The organism is Pseudoneobacillus rhizolycopersici, from assembly GCF_054786815.1.
Genome location: NZ_JBTOOE010000016.1, coordinates 59927 through 79693, shown reverse-complemented (window position 1 = coordinate 79693; position 19767 = coordinate 59927). Strand labels below are relative to the sequence as shown.

19 protein-coding genes are annotated in these 19767 nt (G+C 39.3%); 5 read left to right on the top strand and 14 right to left on the bottom strand.

Annotation, left to right across the window (positions count from 1 at the left end; genetic code table 11):
- Window positions 1-3: 3 nt before the first annotated feature.
- The 8 genes from argD to ACX9YW_RS15765 all read right to left on the bottom strand — a co-directional run bounded on the left by argD (window position 4) and on the right by ACX9YW_RS15765 (window position 8206).
- Window positions 4-1191, bottom strand: coding sequence for an acetylornithine transaminase (argD, locus tag ACX9YW_RS15800; protein ID WP_460348097.1), 1188 nt, complete (start codon window positions 1189-1191; stop codon window positions 4-6).
- Window positions 1181-1987 carry an acetylglutamate kinase gene (argB, locus tag ACX9YW_RS15795; RefSeq protein WP_460348095.1) on the bottom strand — a complete coding sequence of 269 codons (807 nt, stop codon included), beginning with the start codon at window positions 1985-1987 and terminating at the stop codon, window positions 1181-1183. Before argB ends, argD begins: the two co-directional genes overlap by 11 nt.
- 12 nt (window positions 1988-1999) lie before the next feature.
- Complete coding sequence (argJ, locus tag ACX9YW_RS15790; protein WP_460348093.1) at window positions 2000-3226, bottom strand: bifunctional ornithine acetyltransferase/N-acetylglutamate synthase; 1227 nt, start codon at window positions 3224-3226, stop codon at window positions 2000-2002.
- A 23-nt stretch (window positions 3227-3249) separates the two neighbouring features.
- Window positions 3250-4299 (bottom strand): N-acetyl-gamma-glutamyl-phosphate reductase, encoded by a 1050-nt coding sequence (gene argC / locus ACX9YW_RS15785; RefSeq protein ID WP_460348091.1) that lies wholly within the window; start codon window positions 4297-4299, stop codon window positions 3250-3252.
- Between the two features lie 209 nt (window positions 4300-4508).
- Complete coding sequence (locus tag ACX9YW_RS15780) at window positions 4509-6368, bottom strand: putative bifunctional diguanylate cyclase/phosphodiesterase (protein ID WP_460348089.1); 1860 nt, start codon at window positions 6366-6368, stop codon at window positions 4509-4511.
- A 137-nt stretch (window positions 6369-6505) separates the two neighbouring features.
- Complete coding sequence (locus tag ACX9YW_RS15775) at window positions 6506-6826, bottom strand: 8-amino-7-oxononanoate synthase (protein WP_460348087.1); 321 nt, start codon at window positions 6824-6826, stop codon at window positions 6506-6508.
- A gap of 12 nt (window positions 6827-6838) precedes the next feature.
- The gene (locus tag ACX9YW_RS15770; RefSeq protein ID WP_460348085.1) at window positions 6839-7747 is read right to left on the bottom strand and encodes an HD-GYP domain-containing protein; all 909 of its coding nucleotides are present in this window, start codon (window positions 7745-7747) and stop codon (window positions 6839-6841) included.
- 144 nt (window positions 7748-7891) lie between these two features.
- A complete protein-coding gene (locus tag ACX9YW_RS15765) occupies window positions 7892-8206 on the bottom strand; it encodes a DUF3892 domain-containing protein (RefSeq protein WP_460348084.1) in 315 nt (104 codons plus the stop codon).
- A 184-nt stretch (window positions 8207-8390) separates the two neighbouring features.
- Here ACX9YW_RS15765 and ACX9YW_RS15760 point away from each other — a divergent pair, with 184 nt between their 5' ends.
- The gene (locus ACX9YW_RS15760) at window positions 8391-9716 is read left to right on the top strand and encodes a polysaccharide biosynthesis protein (RefSeq protein WP_460348083.1); all 1326 of its coding nucleotides are present in this window, start codon (window positions 8391-8393) and stop codon (window positions 9714-9716) included.
- Window positions 9717-9770: 54 nt separating this feature from the next.
- On the opposite strand, the gene ACX9YW_RS15755 is transcribed toward ACX9YW_RS15760, so the two are convergent.
- The 6 genes from ACX9YW_RS15755 to cspD form a co-directional block, all read right to left on the bottom strand.
- The gene (locus tag ACX9YW_RS15755; protein ID WP_460348081.1) at window positions 9771-11558 is read right to left on the bottom strand and encodes a S9 family peptidase; all 1788 of its coding nucleotides are present in this window, start codon (window positions 11556-11558) and stop codon (window positions 9771-9773) included.
- 102 nt (window positions 11559-11660) lie between these two features.
- A complete protein-coding gene (locus ACX9YW_RS15750) occupies window positions 11661-12587 on the bottom strand; it encodes an EamA family transporter (protein ID WP_460348079.1) in 927 nt (308 codons plus the stop codon).
- Window positions 12588-12777: 190 nt separating this feature from the next.
- The gene (locus ACX9YW_RS15745) at window positions 12778-14016 is read right to left on the bottom strand and encodes a M20/M25/M40 family metallo-hydrolase (protein ID WP_460348077.1); all 1239 of its coding nucleotides are present in this window, start codon (window positions 14014-14016) and stop codon (window positions 12778-12780) included.
- Between the two features lie 140 nt (window positions 14017-14156).
- Entirely contained in the window at window positions 14157-14663 is a 507-nt protein-coding gene (locus ACX9YW_RS15740) for a DoxX family protein (RefSeq protein WP_460348075.1), read from the bottom strand.
- A gap of 187 nt (window positions 14664-14850) precedes the next feature.
- Window positions 14851-15081 (bottom strand): helix-turn-helix domain-containing protein, encoded by a 231-nt coding sequence (locus tag ACX9YW_RS15735; RefSeq protein WP_460348073.1) that lies wholly within the window; start codon window positions 15079-15081, stop codon window positions 14851-14853.
- Window positions 15082-15148: 67 nt separating this feature from the next.
- Window positions 15149-15349 (bottom strand): cold-shock protein CspD, encoded by a 201-nt coding sequence (cspD, locus tag ACX9YW_RS15730; RefSeq protein ID WP_460348071.1) that lies wholly within the window; start codon window positions 15347-15349, stop codon window positions 15149-15151.
- 255 nt (window positions 15350-15604) lie between these two features.
- Here cspD and ACX9YW_RS15725 point away from each other — a divergent pair, with 255 nt between their 5' ends.
- The 4 genes from ACX9YW_RS15725 (at window position 15605) to ACX9YW_RS15710 (ending at window position 19734) form a co-directional block, all read left to right on the top strand.
- On the top strand, window positions 15605-16795 hold the full coding sequence (locus tag ACX9YW_RS15725) for an MFS transporter (RefSeq protein ID WP_460348069.1): 1191 nt from the start codon (window positions 15605-15607) through the stop codon (window positions 16793-16795).
- 143 nt (window positions 16796-16938) lie between these two features.
- Window positions 16939-18141, top strand: coding sequence for an MFS transporter (locus ACX9YW_RS15720; RefSeq protein ID WP_460348067.1), 1203 nt, complete (start codon window positions 16939-16941; stop codon window positions 18139-18141).
- A complete protein-coding gene (locus ACX9YW_RS15715; RefSeq protein WP_495995321.1) occupies window positions 18138-19226 on the top strand; it encodes a GIY-YIG nuclease family protein in 1089 nt (362 codons plus the stop codon). The genes ACX9YW_RS15720 and ACX9YW_RS15715 overlap by 4 nt, the downstream gene beginning before the upstream one ends.
- A gap of 97 nt (window positions 19227-19323) precedes the next feature.
- On the top strand, window positions 19324-19734 hold the full coding sequence (locus ACX9YW_RS15710; protein ID WP_460348063.1) for a VWA-like domain-containing protein: 411 nt from the start codon (window positions 19324-19326) through the stop codon (window positions 19732-19734).
- Window positions 19735-19767: the final 33 nt, after the last annotated feature.

Genomic DNA, 19767 nt, shown 5'->3' with positions numbered 1-19767 from the left:
CCTTTAGATCTTCTTTAATACGTTTTCCAAGACAGCAACGACTTTTAATGCTTCCTGTTTTGTTGCTGTTAATGGTGGTAAAATACGAACTACATCTGGCCCCGCTGTCAAAATCAAAACATTTTGGCTCATGGCTTGTTGAACAACCTCCATTGCCTTCCCGGGTACGACTAAACCAATTAACAAGCCCTTGCCTCGAACAGCCTCAATCATTGGGTACTTACCCTTTAAAATCTCTAACTGCTCTAGGAAAAAATCAGCCAGATCATTTACATGAACTAAAAGATTACTAGAAAGAATATGTTCAATGGTTGCCAGCCCCGCAGTTACAGCTAGTGGATTCCCTCCGAACGTGCTTCCATGGCTACCCGGTTCAAAGGCTTGAGCCACTTTTGCTTTAGCAATAATTGCCCCTATCGGAAAACCAGACCCTAATCCTTTAGCTATACTAATCACATCCGGCTCAATCCCATATTGCTCATAGGCAAATAGTGTTCCTGTTCGCCCGATTCCTGTTTGAATTTCATCAACCATGAACAAAATGTCATGTTCTTTACAAATTTGGGCTAATTGGCAGACCCATTCCATGTTTGCCGGAACGACCCCACCTTCTCCTTGAACTAGCTCTAAAAGCACAGCACATGTTTTGGATGATGGTAATGTATCTAATGCGGCAACATCATTAAAAGGTAAATAGCGGAACCCCGGCATTAACGGCAAAAAGCCTTGTTGGATTTTTTCTTGACCAGTTGCCGATAATGTCGCTAACGTTCTGCCATGGAACGATTGTTGAAATGTGACGACTTCGTAGGCATCCGTGCCCTTTACTTTTTGGCTATAGCGGCGAGCTAATTTAATGGCTGCTTCATTTGCCTCTGCACCACTATTACAAAAGAATACTCTGTCGCCACTGCTATTTTCGACTAAAAGAGCGGCAAGTTTTTCCTGGTTCGGGATGTTATACAGATTCGAGCAATGCCAGAGATTCTGCAATTGCTCTTCTAATTTTTGTTTTACACTCTCAGGTACATGCCCTAAATTACAAGTGGCAATTCCAGCCGTAAAATCGATATATTGATCCCCTTGATCATCCCAAACATAACTTCCTTTTCCTTTCACTAAGGTTACCGGGAATCGGTTATAGGTTGACATGACTGGAGAAATTCCTGAACTCACTGTATTATTTGACATAAACAGCCTCCTTGTTTAACACAATTCTCGTACCAATTTGTTCGCCAAGGCAATATTGGAGCAAACTGTCTTCCTTCAGGCCGTTAATGATTGAAACCTCTGGTACAGCGTGAACGAGCCCGTCAAGAGCCGCCCTTACCTTCGGAATCATTCCGCCGTAAATTTGCCCGCTTGCAATTAACGATTCAACCTCCATATTTGTAACGGTCGTTAACACTTCCTTTTGCCCCGCTTTTTCTACATAAATCCCTTCAATATCACTGATATAACAAAGCTTTGCAACTAAAGCGCTAGCGACTGCTGAAGCTGCTATATCACCGTTAATGTTATAGTGCTGACCATTTTCGGCGATTCCGATCGGGGAAATGACAGGAATAAAACCTTGTTCTATCATTCCTCTGATAAGCTCTGTATTTACGTCCACCACCTCACCAACAAGGCCCAACTCTTCGAAACATTTTATTGGTTGGGCTGCTAACAAGGAACCGTCAACACCACTAACACCAAGGCCTCTTCCGCCAACTTCAATCAATCGACGAACTATTTTTTTATTAACTGCCCCACTTAAGACCATTTCGACGAGGTCGAGCACCTGCTCATCAGTCACACGCAAACCGTTCACAAATTTTGGTTCAATGTTCAAAGTTTTAAGCAAAGAATTAATCAGTGGTCCGCCGCCGTGAACAATAATTGGAGTCCACTGTTTCGATTCATGTAAGGCAACGATATTTTTATAAAAGCTTTCCGGAAGTTGTTCCATTACACTTCCACCAAGCTTAATCACTAAACACTTCATACCACTTCCCCCTTAGGTGCGATAGGAAGCGTTGATTTTGACATAGTCATAAGATAAATCGCAACCCCAGGCAGTAGCCTTTTCTTCACCTTGATTCAAATTCACGTAAATTTGTACATATTCTTGCTCTAAATATTTTTTTACGTCTTCCTCAACCATAAAACTAGGCAAACCCTTTTCAACAACAGAGAAAGGTCCAATGGCTACACTAACCAATTGAGGATCCAACAACACACCACTGTATCCTACTGCACACACGATTCTTCCCCAGTTCGGGTCCGTTCCATAGATGGCGGTCTTGACTAGGTTAGAAGAAATAATCGCCTTCCCAACTGCACGTGCCCCATCAAGAGTTGGGGCTCCAGCAACATTCACCTCAACTAACTTCGTTGCCCCTTCACCATCCCTAGCAATTTGCTTGGCAAGAGATTCGCTGACAATCTTGAAACCCTCGATAAAGGTTTCCCAGCCAGGATGCTCTTTCGTTAGTTTCATGTTTCCGGCCATTCCATTTGCTAAAACTAACACCATGTCATTCGTACTAGAGTCACCGTCAACCGATATCATGTTAAATGTTTGATTGGTGATTTCTTTAAGTAATCCCGAAAGCTCGGAATAATCAATATTGGCATCGGTTGTAATAAAGCCAAGCATTGTCGCCATATTTGGATGAATCATTCCAGAACCTTTGGCTGCACCACCGATACTAATGATTCTCCCGTCTAGTTCCAGTTGAACGGCAATATTTTTAACCCCAGTATCAGTTGTTAAAATCGCCTGCTGGAATTGACTTGCACCGCTATATTCTTCTTTGAAAATCTCACCGATTCCCTTTGAAATTTTATCCATTGGCAACGGAACACCAATCACACCGGTAGAGGTTACCGCAACATAATGGTCTTTAATCCCTAGTACGTTAGCAAACTCCTTTTGCATCGTGTACGCGTCATGGATGCCTTGAGTTCCAGTACAAGCATTGGCATTTCCGGAGTTTACTAGAACCGCTTGAATCTTTTGTTCGATTCCAATACTCTTTTGCGTGACGACTAACGGTGCTGCTTGAAATAGATTGGTTGTATAAACCCCAGCAGCGGTTGCCGGAACATCAGAATAGATAAACCCTAGGTCCAGCCTCTTGCGTTTTATGCCTGTATGCATTCCCCCGGCGCTAAATCCCTTTGGTGTTGTCACATTACCTTCTTGTAATATGGTGATTTTCTCTGATGCTAACACCTGCATATTTCTCCATCTCCTTTTATTTTTTATGGATAGACCGGTATTTCTAACAGCCCCGTTCGCACATTCCAACCATTCATTATATTCAGGTTTTGTATCGCCTGGCCGGAAGCTCCTTTTACTAAGTTATCAATCACGGATATTATCGTAAGCCTGCCTGTTCGCTCATCAGCATGCAAACCGATATCACAGAAATTACTGCCTAATACATCTTTCGTTGAAGGGAACTTTCCTTCCGGTCGGACCCTAACAAAAGGGTGATTTTGATAAAATTCAGAGTACAACTCTACCAGTTCACTTGTCTTCATTTCCTTAAGCAAACTAGCATGAATTGTACACATAATCCCCCTAGTCATCGGCACTAAATGGGTCGTAAAGGTAATCGCTTGCGAATCACCAGACTCATCCTCAAGCACCTGTTCAATTTCCGGAATATGCTGATGGCTACCAACTTTATAAACTTTTAAATTCTCATTTATTTCTGAAAAATGTGTTGACAGAGATACGCCTCTCCCCGCCCCAGAAACACCTGACTTTGCATCGATGATAATCGATTTGGTGTCGATCCATTGACTTTTTACCGCCGGGATAAGTCCAAGTAGTGTTGCAGTCGGATAGCAGCCAGGATTGGCGATGAAGGAGGCGGTTTTAATCTTTTCAGGATAAATTTCACTTAAACCGTATGTAGCTTTTGCTACATACTTCTCATCTGCAGCAGGATGCTTATACCAGGCTAAATAGGTGCCAGCTGACCTCAGACGGAAATCACCTGACAAGTCAATACATTTCACACCATTTTCTAGTAATGTAGGCACCAGATTTTTACTTACCCCTGATGGCGTTGCCAAAAATACAACATCGACTGCTTGAGATAATTGTTCAATATCGAAGGATCGTAATGTTTGGTCAATGATGCTTACGGTATGTGGAAATATGTCATCTAACAAACTTCCCGATTGGGAGTTTGAAATAATCGTAGTTACGTCTACAAATGGATGTTGATTCAGTAATCTTAAAAGCTCAATGGAGCTATAGCCAGTTCCACCAATAATGGCAGCTTTCATTTTAATCTTCACTCCCATAAGTATAATTACTGGATTATTATACTTATAGTTTTATAAATATACAATATCTTTTATGAAAAAATATTATCACTCGATAAAACCTACTATTTTTCGCCCTATATATTTATAAAAATACAAAAGGCTGGATTCTTTAGAATCCAGCCCCGAACGATTTCCCCATATTTCATTGTTAAAACCTAGATGTTCCTTTTTCACTAGTATCAATTTAATAGTTTCCTTAATTCTTCATTCGGTACTGGTTGACTAAAATAATAGCCTTGACCAATCCGGCATGTATATTGCGTTAGAAAATTGACTTGTTCTTTCGTTTCAATTCCTTCGGCGACCACAGTATAGTTTAAGTGATGCCCCATGTCGATGATCGTTTTTACAATCGCCCCTTGGCTAGAATGGTGAATAATACCATCAACAAAGGATTTGTCGATTTTAATTTTATCGATAGGGAGGTAATTAAGATAATTTAACGATGAATAACCAGTGCCAAAATCATCGATAGAAATCTTTACCCCAAGCTTCTTTAAATCATTTAAAATAGCCGTTGATCGCTCAATATTAAACATAATACTTTCGGTCATTTCCAATTCTAAATACTTGGCATCCAGTCTAGTCCGATTAAGAATTTGCGCTACTGTCTCAACAAAATGATCATCTTGAAGTTGGCGGGCGGAAATATTAACAGCAACTGGAACAGGTGGAAGACCCTCCTTTTGCCATGCTTTGTTTTGTTCGCAAGCCTTTTGTAAAACCCATTTTCCCAATGAAACTATTAATCCTGTTTCTTCAGCTAAAGGAATAAATTCATTTGGGGGAATGTAGCCAAATACAGGATGTTTCCAGCGAATTAATGCCTCAACCCCGGTAATTTTTCCTGAGGTTAATTCCACCTGCGGTTGATAGTATAGCATTAATTGATTCTTCTCTATCGCCTTTCTTAACCCATTTTCAAGGTCAATTTTCCCTACGGATAGACGATTCGGCTGTGAAGAATAAAATTGGAAATTATTTTTTCCTTTTTCCTTCGCCATATACATCGCAATATCTGCTAGCTTGATTAATGTTTCCTCATCTGTAGCATCAGTTGGATACAGACTGATGCCAATACTTGGTGTTACATAAAACTCTTGCTGTTCTAACTGAAGCGGAAGTGAAAATACCTCCAATATCTTTTCCGTCACGACGGTGACTTCTTCTTTATTCATATTCTTTAAAAGGATGATGAACTCGTCCCCGCCGTGGCGTGAAACAATCCCATCCTTTTCGACTATTGAAACTAAACGTACAGCCACTTGCTTTAATAATAAATCTCCTATGGTGTGCCCCTTTGTATCATTAATAATTTTAAAGCGATCAAGATCCAAAAATAAAACAGCTAGTCTTTCGACATCTGATTGGGTCATTAGTTTATTTAATTCTAAACTAAATTTATTTCGATTAGGAATTCCAGTAAGCGCGTCATAAAAAGCCATTTTTTGAATGAATTCTTCATTTTCTTTTCGGTCTGTAATATCAAATAGCACGCTTGTAAAATCAATTAATTTCCCATGACCATCCAGGGTAGGAATTCCCCTGTCTTGTATCCAGCGAATTTGTCCATCTGGCCGAATGATTCGATAAATGCTAGTAACCGGCTCACCTGAAGCAATTTTCTCTGCTCTTTTATCCAATTCTTGTAGATCATCCGCATGAATCACTTTTTTCCAAAGCTCATTGTCGCGATAAAAGGATTCCGAAGGATAACCATATAATTTTTCAATACCCGGGTTGATTAACAACGTATTCGCTCGTAAATCATGTGACCATATGGCTACATCTAGTGTATCAAATATATTATTTAACCTTTGTTTACTTTTCTGCAATTCGGCCGTCGTATTTCCCATTCCTTTGAGCATGAGGTAGATAACCAAAAGCTTAGTCATGAGAAAAAGTACCTCAATTGTAACCGCCATCACATCATTTGCTTTAAAGGACATAGATGAGGTTTCTTCAAATAATTCGATAATCACAATAATCAGAAAAATATAAGTCCAATTATGCCTGTATAATTCAAATTTTCTTATCAATGAAATTGGCTCCTATTTTGACTTTTTATGATATTCACGGAAATCCTTTAATAATAACATATCAAAAAGGGAGATCCTTTTACAATAAAATTGGAAATAAAAAAAACTGGCCCTACAAGTAGGGTCAGCCTTGTCTATTACCAAAGTGGTACAGGAGGGTCGATAGCTAATACTCTTTCTCCATCAACTGTTAGCCAAATATAGTAATGGTTAATCTCGGTTTTTGTTAATTTTTCAATTTTTGCAATAAGTTTTTCTTGCAGTTCAAAAGAACGCTGAGCTGTTTCTGAGCCTAATGGAATACTTTTTAATCCCATTAGATCGGCAAGTTGGCGTGCTTCTTTTGCTGAAACCTCAAGTTCATAATCGTACTGACTTACGTATGCAGCCTCAGCTGGTTTTACTACAAAAACCACACTTAACAAAAATACCATTAAAACTAAACCAACCTTTTTCACCTTTTCTCCCCCTTATTTCAATAATTTTATTTTATCTTTTAATGCAATGAACACATCGACAATCTTTGGATGATACATCGTTCCTTTACACCTGATAAGTTCCTGGAACGCTTCATCAGTTGTCATTGCTTTTCTGTATACTCGATCGGTAGTCATAGCATCAAAAGAGTCAACCACCGCAATTATGGATGCTTCAATAGAGATTTCTTCCCCTTTTATACCTTTAGGATAGCCTTTGCCGTCATATCTCTCGTGATGTTGCTCTACTACAGGTGCAGCCATTACTAGTAAAGTATTGGCAGATGATTCTAGTATTTCCTTTCCAAAGGTGGAATGCATCTTCATGATATTCCATTCTTCATCCGTTAATTTCCCAGGTTTTTGTAAAACCTCTAAAGGAACTTTTAACTTTCCGACATCATGTAAAAAGGATGCTAAATTTAATCTCATCATTTCTTTTGTTTTTAATCCTAAGGTTTCTCCAACTAGCATCGAAAGTTTATTGATTCGATGACAATGGTCGACCGTATATCCATCCTTTTCTTCAATCGAAACAGAAAGTTCCATGAATTCCTTTGTAATTTGACTATAATGGTGGAAAATCGGCTGTGAAGTTACATATAGAAATTCCGTTATTCCAATGGATTGAAAAATATGATGTTCCTTTACCGGTACTCGATAAAATGAATCCCCACTTTTAATCATTTTAAATCCATCATCGGTTTGTAACTTTAACTCGCCATTCAATACATGCAAAAATTCCATGGCGTCCCAACCTTCAGATGGTTCTAAAGCCCATCTTGTTCCAGGTTGAAGTTTATGATAAATAATCTCTGTACCATCACCGGAAGCAATTAGGGACACTTGCAGCCCTTTCATGTGGACTGTTTCGATGAAACTTGCTTCATTAATTAAGCCCACTTTTCTTTCCCTCTTTCTGTCGAACGAGCAATACTAGGTAGTCTTTCGCCATAATTCGACTTTTACCTATACCATTAGTATAGGGAGAACTTCCTTAAAAATCTAGTAAAATAATACGACAATGCGATTTAAGCATTCTACTTGCTAGAATTGGGGCAATTGATCAAGGTTGTTCTCTTTGATCCCATCCGGTTCACTTCTGATAATCTCTCTTCCATACTTATGAAATACGTCCACATGGGCAATTTTTCCTGATTTTGCTTCAAATAATGCTGTTACATAATCAAGCTCACGGTCAGTATTCGTTTTGAAAGCAATGATATCTCCATCATCGTTTTTTCTTACCGCAATGAACTCCTCCTTACCATCTGCTACGAAATGACTTTTTTCAGAAAGAGCCTGCTGTTCCCCCTGCTGCTTGTACTGCTCATAAATTTTTTCAAAATCATTATTTTCCACATTTTCACCTCCGAACATACGTTTAGTATCTTCGGTTGTGAAGGATTTATGTGTTATCCAGTCCGGAACATCACAAAATTGTAGGGTTGTCTCTGCTTTTTCGTTTTAAACTAATTTGGACAAATATTTTCATCCTTTGTCTCATATGTTTATAGAGACTCTAATTGTACAAGGGAGAACAGTGATGAAGATATTTATTCGAGCGACACTTGTTTTAGCAATAGCCGCTTTTATGGGAGAATGCCTTGAATTTATAATTAATATGGTATTGGCGAAAGAGTTAGGGGAAAAAGGCTTGGGGATGTATATGTCGATTCTGCCAATGATTTTCTTGATCGTTGTCCTAGCAAGCTTAGAACTGCCTGTATCTGTTTCAAAACTTGTCGCCGAAAAGGATGAAAAATACCACCGCAGCATTTTATCGCAAGTGACCAATCTTGCCATTATATGTACCACTTTTTTTATCGTTGTTACAACCATTGCTCTACCGCTCATTCCAGTATTTGATGAATATCATCCCTATGTAAAGTGGCTTGTTTTAGTACTAATCCCTATTGCCACCTTTTCTTCCATAGCTAGAGGATTTTTCATGGGTACGCATGCAATGGGTAAAATCGCCGTCTCAAACTTTTTAAGACGCACTCTGCAGTTATTAGTACTGGTTTTTGTCTTTCAGTGGTTTGAATTTACAATCGAAACCGCTATCCTTCTGTCCCTTTGTGCCATCGTTGCTAGTGAATTTGGCGTGTTTGGTTATTTAATCATAGAGTATATGATTAAGTTACGTTATTTAAATGGCAGACCGGGCAGAGCTTTAAATAAAAAATTTGTACGTGATAGTCTCGTTTCCGTTTCAGTACCGACAACTGGATTAAGAATCTTTCATTCATTAACTCACGCCATTCAACCTTTTCTAATCAAAGCAGCACTTGTGCAAGCCGGGTTAACTGGGGACATGGCTACGGAACAATTTGGTTTATTGGCTGGAGTGGCGATGACAATCGGTTTCTTCCCTGCCTTTATTGCCCATTCCTTGTTGGTGGTGTTGATTCCAACTGTTTCAAAGGCCTACGCCCAAAAAGACCATGTCCTTTTGCAATCCTTATTAAAGAAGGTCATGCAGTTTACTCTTATGTACGGAACACCAGCTGTCGTATTATTTTACTTCTTCTCCGAACCATTAACACAACTATTTTTTGATTCTAATGAAGCTACCTATTATTTACAAATGCTCTGGCCGTACTTTTTATTTCATTTCTTTGTTATTCCGTTGCAGGCCATTCTAATTGGGCTTAATTTAGTTAAGGATGCTTTTTACCATCAAATTTTAGTGTCAGTCGTATCTTTTGGGCTCATGTATTTTCTAGGTTCACTGCAAATCTTTCAAATGGATGGGATTATTATTGGAATGAATACTGGAGCAGTGCTACTTATGTTATTACATTATTTATCAGTTTGTAAGAAAATTGGAGTTAATATGTTCATTACGAAGACTGTAAAAGAAACATGAAAAAACCTGCCCCTATTTATTCGGGCAGGTTCTGTTTATGTCTTTTGTAAAGACCTATTGGCCAATATACTGATCCAAGAATTCCGCTACACCAGTGTAGGCGGTAATATTATTCTTTAACTTAACAAAGAAATGCCCCTCGTCTTCAAAACGGATGTAGCTTACTGGGTGATTCCGCGCTCTCAGCTCTCCTACGATTTGCTCGGCTTCTTCAATTGGCACCCTTGGGTCGTTGGCACCATGAAGGACCATCAATGGACTAGTAATTTTTCCGACATGATGGATCGGGTCAATTTCATCGAAGAAGTCGCCATCGTTTTCGATGCTGCCATATTCAGCTTCACGAAGCTTACGGCGCCATGAACTTGTTTTTTCAAGGAATGTCCGGAAACTTGAGATTCCGACAATTTCAATGGCAGCTGACCAAATATCCGGATAATGAGTAATAGCAGCCAACACAGCGAATCCACCATAGCTACGCCCCATAATCGCGATTTTATTCGGATCAGCGATTTCTTCCTTCTTCAACCATTCAGCTAAGCTGACTAAGTCTTTAATCGCATCCATTCTCTTACGGACATCATCTAAGTGAGAATAGGTTTTTCCGTAACCTGTACTCCCCCTCACATTCGGCGTACACACCGCATAACCGCGATTTAAGAAATATTGTAAGAAAGGATTATAAACAGCACGGATTTGGCTTTCCGGACCACCGTGAACAAAAACGACAACCGGCAGTTTGCCTTCTGCATTTTTCGGCCTATAAAGGAAAGCTGGCACCTCTAATCCATCAAAAGAGGAGAACTTAATTAGTTCCGGTTCAACCAACTGTTCCTGAACGACAGGTAGTTGGGACACATAGGTTAATCTTCTTGTTTGCTCAGATTTCACTTCAAGCTCCCATACATCAGATGGGTTTGTAGCCCCATTAAACACATAGGCAAGCTTGGAGCTATCTGGTGAGAAGGCTAGCTCCGTAATGACACCTATTGGCGTTGACCAAGATTGTTTGATGCCACTATCAAGATGATAGATAATCCCTTTCGAAATGCCACCTTCATTAATCGTGTAAGCAAGCATTCTTTTATCAGGGCTCATCGTCAAGTCTTCCAAATCCCACTTGGAATCGTCTAACCAGGTGATTTCCTTCGTAGAAAGACTAAGCGATGCCAGACCTGTAAATTCGCGATCTCTATTTGTTAAAAAATAAAGCTGTTTGCCATCAGCACTAAATTGTGGATTATCGAAGCTAGCCTCACCGGCATGCTCGGTTAACCATGTAACTTCTCCTGTTTCAATTTCTAACAATCCAAGGTCATTATCCAAATTCGTATTTGACTTTTGAATCAGAAGTGCTTTGCCATCCGGCGTCCATTTCCGTGGATAATAGGAGCCATCATCCTCGAAGACTTGACGAATTTCAAGCGTTTCTAGGTTTTGGATGTATATATCGAAATAGGTGTTATGACGACGATTGCTCGACCAGGAAATCCATTTACCATCAGATGAGCTGCCGCCATAATGATGGATATGGTCAGGCGAATCGGTTAATGGGGCTACATCGCCATTTTCTTTTAATAAAAATAGCTGTTGTCTTTCGTTGACCCCTTCATCCATCCCGAAAATTCGGTTGTTTGTTCCAGCTATGTATTGAATAAAAATAATACGTTCTTCTGTGTAGGTTGCTTGTGACGGCCAAGCCAACTCACTTAAGCCGAGGTCCCAAACCTGAGGTAATCCAGTGTAATCAGTGATAAAGCTTAACTTTTGCCCCGATGGATCGTAAATCGGATTACTTGCCTTACGCACATGTAAATATGGTGCAATTCCAACAGCTTCCATTCGCTTTCACATACCTTTCGTAAATATTGACACTCTAATAGTTCGATAGACGAAAGAAAAACTCCTGCTTAAATTTTTAAATTTTTCAAAAAATAAGCAGCCCTACATGAGCTGCTTGCTTTTTCGATCGGGTAAAATTTCCGAAAGCGAGAATTTTTTTACAAAAGAAAGATTTACATTTCCAAAACAGATTCCGACCAAAATAACCAGAACACCTAGCCATTGGGAGGCGATAACCTTTTCTCCTAATACGAGCATTGAGGCAATAACAGCAACCGGTAGCTCGGAGGCTGTTAGAATGGTTCCCAGACTTGGTCCGACATGAGGCATACCGATTGAAAATAATAGCGGCGGAACAACAACACCAAATAAACCTAAGAAAATACCGTATGGTGTTACAGCTACTAAAACATCCATATTGATTAGGAACGTTGGCGGAAAAAGAAGCATCACGGTTATAAGGCCACCTGTTGAGAGGATGGCGCTTTTTTGCACCGGCGGAAGTTCATTTCCTACTGAACTACTAATATAGATAAATGCTGAAAAAGATAGTGCTGATAGCATTCCCCAAACGACGCCATTTAAAGGAATGTCAGACATCCCTTCTGTTAAAACTCCCGCCGATAAAATCGTGCCGAGAACAAGGACAGCAACTGAAATGAGTTTGCCGAACGATGGTTTCTTTCTAGCAATGACCCATTCTAGTAGCGTGCCAATCCAAACAAATTGAAATAAAAACACAATTGCCAGTGAAGCATCCAGGGTTTGGAGCGATTTATAATAAAATACACCTGTCAACCCAACCGGAATACCGGAGATTAGTAATTTTATTGTTTGCTTTATAGTTAATTTTTGCTTTTTAGTAAAAAGGACAATAAGCCATAGAATCATGGTCCCCATCAATAACTGACTGCCGGTCACCTGTGACATCACAAACCCAGCGGAGTAGGCCAGTTTGACCACTGTCGACAACACTCCGTAACTACAGCCACCTAAAAAAACGATTAATGCATAATGCCAAGCTTTCATTTTGAATCTCCCTTCTTAGATAGAGCTTTACTACCTCAAAAAAACGCAAAAAAGCCACACAAATGTATGAAACATTTGTGTGGCGAAAATAGAGTATCTCTAGAAAAGTCCACGTTCCTATAATAGGTTTTAGTCAATATTTTAACCAAATTCGATTATAGTTTCGTTTATCTCTACTGTCAATACATTTTTAAAGCAGTGGTTTTGTGACTTCCTTTAAACCAACTAATCCTACAATTGTTAAGAGGATTTTCTGAACACCGAAATGGGCATCTGTTGGATTAAAAAATTCTTGAAGTGTATGGCATCCGCCATAATCGCCGCCCCCGCCAAGGGTAACGGCAGGAATTCCTAAACTAATCGGCACATTAGAATCTGTACTGCTTGGATTGTTTAATTTCGGCTCAAAACCTAGTACAGTTGCGGCCGCTAATGCAGATTGAACGATAACCGCGTCTTCTGACTGGCTACCTGCAGGGCGGTCACCGACTAATTCAAGCTCGACCTTAATGGATTCCTTACCCCAGCGTTGGTTTTCATCTTCTGCAGCTTGATGCAATAGATCGATTACTTGTTGTTCTAGTTTTGCAAGTTCAGCTTGGGAAGTGGAGCGCATATCAAGAACCATGCCTGCACGGGCTGCAATCGTATTGACGGAAGTCCCGCCCTCAATCGTACCGACGTTAAAAGTTGTCTTCGGATCCTGGGCAACCTTGATGTCGGCTATTGCCGCAATTGCCCGACCCAGGGCATGAATGGCACTTGGAACTCCAAAATCACCGAAGCTATGTCCACCTGGTCCTGTATAGGTAATTCGATAACGGCGGCTGCCCGTTGCCAAATAAGTAACCTCATTTGGGGTACCCGGTTCGATAGAGATAAAGCCGTCTATATCTTTGTGGTCAGCAAATAACCCTTTCACTCCACGTAGGTCGCCTAATCCTTCTTCTCCAACTGTTGCGACAAAAACAATGTTACCTACTGTTTCGATTCCGGTTTGATTAAAGGCTCTAATAAGAGTTAGTAGCGCAGCAAGCCCACGTCCATCATCAGCAATTCCTGGTGCATAAATTTTTCCATCGATAACCTTCGCAACAACATCAGTCCCCGCAGGAAAAACGGTATCCAAATGGGCTGATACTACGAGTTTTGGTCCGTTTTCTTGGCCACGGCGATAACCGAATATATTTCCGTGCTGGTCGGTACTAACATCCTGTAATCCCAATTCCTTAAAGCGTTTTTCAAAATATTCTCCACGCACCTGTTCTTCAAAGGTTGGTGCCGGTATAGCGGTAAAGTGAATTTGCTCCTTTACCGTATTTTCATTATCTTGCTTTAGAAATTCCAATGCTTCCTTAACAGGTTCTGTTTTTAAAAGCGTTTCAAAGACGGGTAAAAGTTCAGCCGAAATTTGTGTATTAGCGCTCATCTTATGTACTCCTTATTTATTTAGATTGTCTAAATAATAGTTTATAAGAAATTATCTAAAAATTGAAGAAAATTTTAATAATAATATTATTTTCTAGACAAAAAAGAGGCTAACTCTTTCGAATTAGCCCCTCTCGTTCTTTATGCAGTTATCTTTTTAGCATTTTCTTTTTTACCAATAGTCTTACGAATGAACGGTACAACATAGCGGTCAAGTCCGTATCTACCAGCGTTGTAACCAGCTACCATGATGATCATTCCCATTATAATATCTGTAGGGTTGTGAGATACAGTACCTGATAATAAGAAACTGAAGTTCATGACAACCGCGAAGAAAGCAGCAGCAGTAGTTAAGCATCCAAGGATTAATCCTAAACCAATTAAGAACTCACCCCAAGGAACTAAAACGTTAAAAATATCAATATTCGGAAGAGCTACACCTTCAAGGAATGATGCCCACCAGCCGTAAACAACTCCATCTGGTCCAGTTACCGGGTTAGCAACTGCTCCTTTTAAAAACCCACTTGCGTCAAATCCGCCTGTTAATTTATGAAATCCTGCTGTTAACCATGCATAACCTAAATAGATTCGTAGGACTGCAAACAGTGCAGCAGAAACTTTGTTTTCTCTTAACCAATTGACTAACATGTGAATCGCTTCCTCTCGAAAAAGTGAATGAATGATTACACTATTAATATACTACTTCGGTGTTAATAAAGGTTGAGAATGTGATAACGTTCACAATGCTGTAAAAACAATTTGACAAAAATTTGAACTGCCAACTTCTAGGAGTCAAAAAAAAACAGCCCATATAGCTGTGGTAAGTAGATTTATACTAATCCTCATCCTTAATATCGATATCTTCAGGAATTGGTTCATTCAGAACTTCCTCGACAAGCAACTTGTACTTTTCCAACTGATTTAAGTGTGTGTTGAATTGTTCTTTATAAATGAGGTACTGTTCACCGTCGTATAAGGCTCGAATCCGTTTTTGTTGAATAAGCTTTTCGATGGTGGCCTCACTAATTGATAAATATTCCGCTGCTTCTTTTACAGTAAGGTACATGTAGACACTCTCCTCTAACAAAAAAGGCTGGCTTTATTCGCCAACCATTGATCATGTGAATAATAGATTATAATTTTACTACGTTAGATGCTTGAGGTCCACGGTTTCCTTCCACGATTTCGAAAGAAACTTCTTGGCCTTCTTCTAATGATTTGTAGCCATCGCCTTGAATTGCAGTGAAATGAACGAACACATCGTCTCCACCTTCAACAGCAATAAAACCAAAGCCTTTTTCGTTGTTAAACCATTTAACTTTGCCCGTTTTCATGTTCTTCCTCCTATTTAAAGCAAGTGTTAATGTCAAGCAGAAACAACTTAAAGAGTCTGAAAATTTAGTTATTTATACATGACGCTATAAATATACAATAATGGAAACTTCTAGTCAAGAAATTAAAGCTAATTGTATAAAAAACCAAATTCTTACAGACTGTTTTTGTTGACAATGATACCTGTACCATAATAATCTTGAAATCATGTGTATTCTCCCAAAAGTGAGGAAGAGACACGGAAAGAGAGGTTAACAATGACGAAAGATCAGCAAAAAAAGATTGTCATTCTTATGATAAATATGTTTATTGCAATAGGTAGCTTCGGAATCATCATACCGATTTTACCTGCCTATTTAGAATCGATCGGTCAAGGCGGAACGGCTGCTGGATTATTTATTGCGATATTTGCCGGCGCGCAATTTCTGTTCTCGCCGATTGGCGGAAAATGGACCGACCAATATGGCCGTAGAAAAATGATTATTTATGGGTTAGCTGGGCTAACCTTATCCATGTTTATATTCTACGCTGTAAACTCTATTTGGCTTCTATATGCGTCTCGTGCTATCGGTGGTATCGGCTGCGCGCTACTTGTACCAGCGATTTTCGCCTATGTTTCAGACATTACCACACCTGATCAGCGAGCGAAGGGTAATAGCTATGTATCAGCGGCCATGTCGTTAGGAATTGTCATCGGTCCTGGAATTGGCGGGTTTTTAGCAGATTTCGGCCTGAAGTTTCCATTCCTTATTTCAGCCATCGTATCCCTTGTGTCAGTTATTTTTTCCATCTTAGTTTTAAAAGAAAGCGATACAAGTCGAGATGGGGCGAATCCAGCTCTAATCGATAATGAATCGATGGTTCAAAAAATGGCTCGATCCGTCAAAATGCCTTACTTTATTCCATTAATTATTGCACTCGTAATGAGTTTTGGTTTAATTTCCTATGAATCAGTAATCGGCCTTTACCTTGACAATCAATTTGGGTCAACTGCAAAGGATATTGCGATTATGATTACGGCGACCGGTATTGTTAGTGTGATTGTCCAACTATTTGTTGTTGACCGTATTGTCGCCCGATATGGGGAAAAAGCGGTATTGAATGTATTTATTGGGGTAGCTGCAATTGGATTTCTTTTATCCATCTTTGCTACCAGCTATGCATTTTTCTTTGTTATTTCCCTCATTATTTTCTTAGCAACTTCGATTCTTCGTCCAGTCTTAACTACCTTAATCTCGAAAATGGCCGGGAATGAGCAAGGTTTTGCTATGGGGATGAATAATGCTTATCAAAGTATCGGAAATGTTGCTGGACCAACACTTGCTGGAGTCCTTTATGATGTTCGTATAAATTATCCATTTATCTTGGGTGTAGCTCTATTAATATTTACTTTAGCCATTACTGTTGCTTGGCAAAAACGGTCGATGAAAGTAAAAACAGTTGCATAAAAATTCAGTTAAGACTGTGCGAGAAATTTTCGCCCAGTCTTTTTTTTACATTTACCATAGGAATTAGTATTGATTTTTTGTAAAATATTGTTTAGTACATCGAAATATATATAGATTACATAATAAAATTGGAGAGGATTCCTATGAGTGCACCATTAACAAAAGAAGCACAACGGATTGGTCAATCAAAAGAAAAAATTTGGTCCCGCGATTTTGTATTAATTTGCTTATCCAATTTTTTCATCTTTCTAGGTTTTCAAATGACCTTGCCTACGATTCCGTTATTTGTAGAAAAATTAGGCGGGAATGACCAGCTAATTGGGGTTGTCGTCGGCCTTTTTACGTTTTCCGCTTTATTGATTCGTCCGTATGCTGGGCATTCATTGGAATCAAAAGGAAGAAGGTTTGTTTATTTAACTGGCTTAGCGATTTTTGTCATTTCCGTAGGATCCTTCGGAATTTTCGCAAGCCTTTACTTCTTGTTTTTAATGCGAATTATTCAAGGAGTTGGCTGGGGTTTCTCTACGACGGCTTCTGGAACGATTGCTACTGATTTAATCCCGGCAAAACGTCGTGGCGAAGGGATGGGTTACTATGGATTGTCAGGAAATTTAGCACTTGCCATGGGACCAACGCTTGGATTGGCATTAGCTGGAATCTTAACCTTTACGCAACTATTTGTCATTTGTGCTTCACTCGGTTTAATGGCGTTGTTTTTATCATCAAGAATTCAATTCAAGAAAACAGAAAAGCCTGTAAATCTAGTGGCTCGAAAAAAATGGGATTTCTATGAAAAAACGGCTTTACCACCGTCGATTTTGTTATTATTCATTACTGTTACCTTTGGTGGGATTGCTTCCTTTTTACCATTATATACAACGCAAAAAGGAATACAGGGATTAGAATGGTATTTCTTGCTATATGCTCTTGCTCTTATGATTTCACGGCCATTTTCGGGTAGGATTTATGATCAAAAAGGGCACCGGGTGGTATTTCCGATTGGCGCCGGCTTAATTTTGGTTTCAATGGTGCTATTAGCATGGCTGCCAAATAGCTTAGTTCTTTTTATTGCAGCATTTTTATACGGATTAGGATTTGGATCTGTTCAGCCAGCCTTACAAGCTTGGTCCGTTCAAAATGCTCCGGCAAATCGCAAAGGAATGGCCACCGCTACCTTCTTTTCATTTTTCGATTTAGGTATAGGTGTTGGTGCCATTATTTTTGGTCAAATTGCCTATTGGCTTGATTATCATTCGATTTACATCGGTTCAGCCATTTCGGTTTCCATCTGTATCCTGTTATACTACACCATGATTGGTAAAGGGAAGGTTAGGTCTGTTGGATGATTTTACAAGAAAAGTTGCGCAATCTACCCCTGACCCCAGGTGTTTATTTAATGAAGGATTCCCTTGGTGGAATCCTTTATGTTGGTAAGGCAAAAAATTTAAAGAATCGTGTGCAATCTTATTTTCGGAGTTCCGCGAATCATTCTTCTAAGATTCAAAAGTTGGTGAGACACTTAAAGGATTTCGACATCATTTTAACCGATACGGAATTTGAGGCTTTCTTATTGGAATGTAAGTTAATTAAGCAGTTAAAGCCACCGTACAATCGCCAAATGAAAAATCCGTTGTCGTATTGCTATATTGCCATTGAGCCTGTTGGGTTGCACCGGAAAATAGAGATCAAGAGTCACCGCGTTGAGAACGATGGCAAGCTTTATTTTGGACCTTTTACTAAAGTTAAAACGGTTGAAAAGACGCTGACTGATATAAAAGAGACGTTTCGTATTCTTTGTAGCAATCCGGTTGGAAAGGGTTCAGCTTGCCTGAATTACTCATTAGGTATGTGTTGCGGGATTTGTTTAGGTGATGAAAAGGCTTTAGAGCAATATCATATGGTTTTAGATAAGTTCATCGCATTATTGAGTAGAAAGGATTCTAGGCTAATGGATGAAATGATAGAGCTGATGGAACAGGCAGCGGAGAATTTTGATTTTGAGACGGCTGCAAAGTTGCGCAATCGGATTGAGGCGGTTCAATTTCTTTTGTATAAGGAAAAGGTCATTGATTTTACTTCGGAAAATAATAAAGTCGTTGTGATGGAAAAGTTGGATGAGGATCGTGTAAAACTGTTCCTCATTCAAGGAATTGAGGTTGTGTTTAGTAAGATTTTTCTTGAAGAAAACTTACAGGTGGATGCATTAAAGGGTGCTGTTTTAGCAAGCTTTAAGCGTTGTGAAACTCCTCGTTGGTTGACTCGAGATGAAATGGATCAGGCGCAAATTATTTATCGGTATCTCAATAGTAATGAGGGGGCTTTTCTCGTTATTTTGGATCAGTGGCTTTTTTCCGATTATCACGATGAGCTACATTTGGCTCTAGAAGGTTTTATTAATAAAAATTTTAAGGCAAATCATATTAGGCACTGAAATTGCAATGTGTTGGAGAAATTGTCCAACACATATTTTTTTGCTAAAGACCGAAACTAAAAACCTGTTGCTATTTATTCTAAGGGAGCTGGTTTGGGTGAGATGGCAAAAACGAATTTTATCGATGATTCAAGATCGTCAGGACAAAAAAATAGCGCTAGCCGTTGATACCTCAAGTGTTGAGGTTCGAACTATTCTTATCAATAATATTGTGAAATTGTTTGAAACAGTAAAGCCAGATACCATTTTAGTTCAGGCAGACTTTAAAATTCGCAGTATTGCCCCTGCAAAAGCTGATACTATCAAGTACTATTCGCATGGAAAATCATCCTATACGGAAGTGCTTGAATGGGCTGAGAACGAAAACGTCGATACCTTGTTTTACATCACCGATGTGACAGGTTATATCTATGAAGAAATTAAAAACGTTGGATACGAACTATTCTGGCTAGTCCCAGACGAATTCCTCCCGAAAGTCCCATTCGGAAAAGCCATAAAGGTAGCCTAATAATAACGTAAAAAACCCAAAACTTTAGTGCTT

What these genes read in the sequence shown, in the direction of transcription:
- argD (WP_460348097.1), bottom strand. Translation starts at nt 1,191, where the DNA reads ATGTCAAATAATACAGTGAGTTCAGGAATTTCTCCAGTCATGTCAACC.
- argB (WP_460348095.1), bottom strand. Translation starts at nt 1,987, where the DNA reads ATGAAGTGTTTAGTGATTAAGCTTGGTGGAAGTGTAATGGAACAACTT.
- argJ (WP_460348093.1), bottom strand. Translation starts at nt 3,226, where the DNA reads ATGCAGGTGTTAGCATCAGAGAAAATCACCATATTACAAGAAGGTAAT.
- ACX9YW_RS15760 (WP_460348083.1), top strand. Translation starts at nt 8,391, where the DNA reads ATGAAGATATTTATTCGAGCGACACTTGTTTTAGCAATAGCCGCTTTT.
- ACX9YW_RS15755 (WP_460348081.1), bottom strand. Translation starts at nt 11,558, where the DNA reads ATGGAAGCTGTTGGAATTGCACCATATTTACATGTGCGTAAGGCAAGT.
- ACX9YW_RS15750 (WP_460348079.1), bottom strand. Translation starts at nt 12,587, where the DNA reads ATGAAAGCTTGGCATTATGCATTAATCGTTTTTTTAGGTGGCTGTAGT.
- ACX9YW_RS15745 (WP_460348077.1), bottom strand. Translation starts at nt 14,016, where the DNA reads ATGAGCGCTAATACACAAATTTCGGCTGAACTTTTACCCGTCTTTGAA.
- ACX9YW_RS15740 (WP_460348075.1), bottom strand. Translation starts at nt 14,663, where the DNA reads ATGTTAGTCAATTGGTTAAGAGAAAACAAAGTTTCTGCTGCACTGTTT.
- ACX9YW_RS15735 (WP_460348073.1), bottom strand. Translation starts at nt 15,081, where the DNA reads ATGTACCTTACTGTAAAAGAAGCAGCGGAATATTTATCAATTAGTGAG.
- cspD (WP_460348071.1), bottom strand. Translation starts at nt 15,349, where the DNA reads ATGAAAACGGGCAAAGTTAAATGGTTTAACAACGAAAAAGGCTTTGGT.
- ACX9YW_RS15725 (WP_460348069.1), top strand. Translation starts at nt 15,605, where the DNA reads ATGACGAAAGATCAGCAAAAAAAGATTGTCATTCTTATGATAAATATG.
- ACX9YW_RS15720 (WP_460348067.1), top strand. Translation starts at nt 16,939, where the DNA reads ATGAGTGCACCATTAACAAAAGAAGCACAACGGATTGGTCAATCAAAA.
- ACX9YW_RS15715 (WP_495995321.1), top strand. Translation starts at nt 18,138, where the DNA reads ATGATTTTACAAGAAAAGTTGCGCAATCTACCCCTGACCCCAGGTGTT.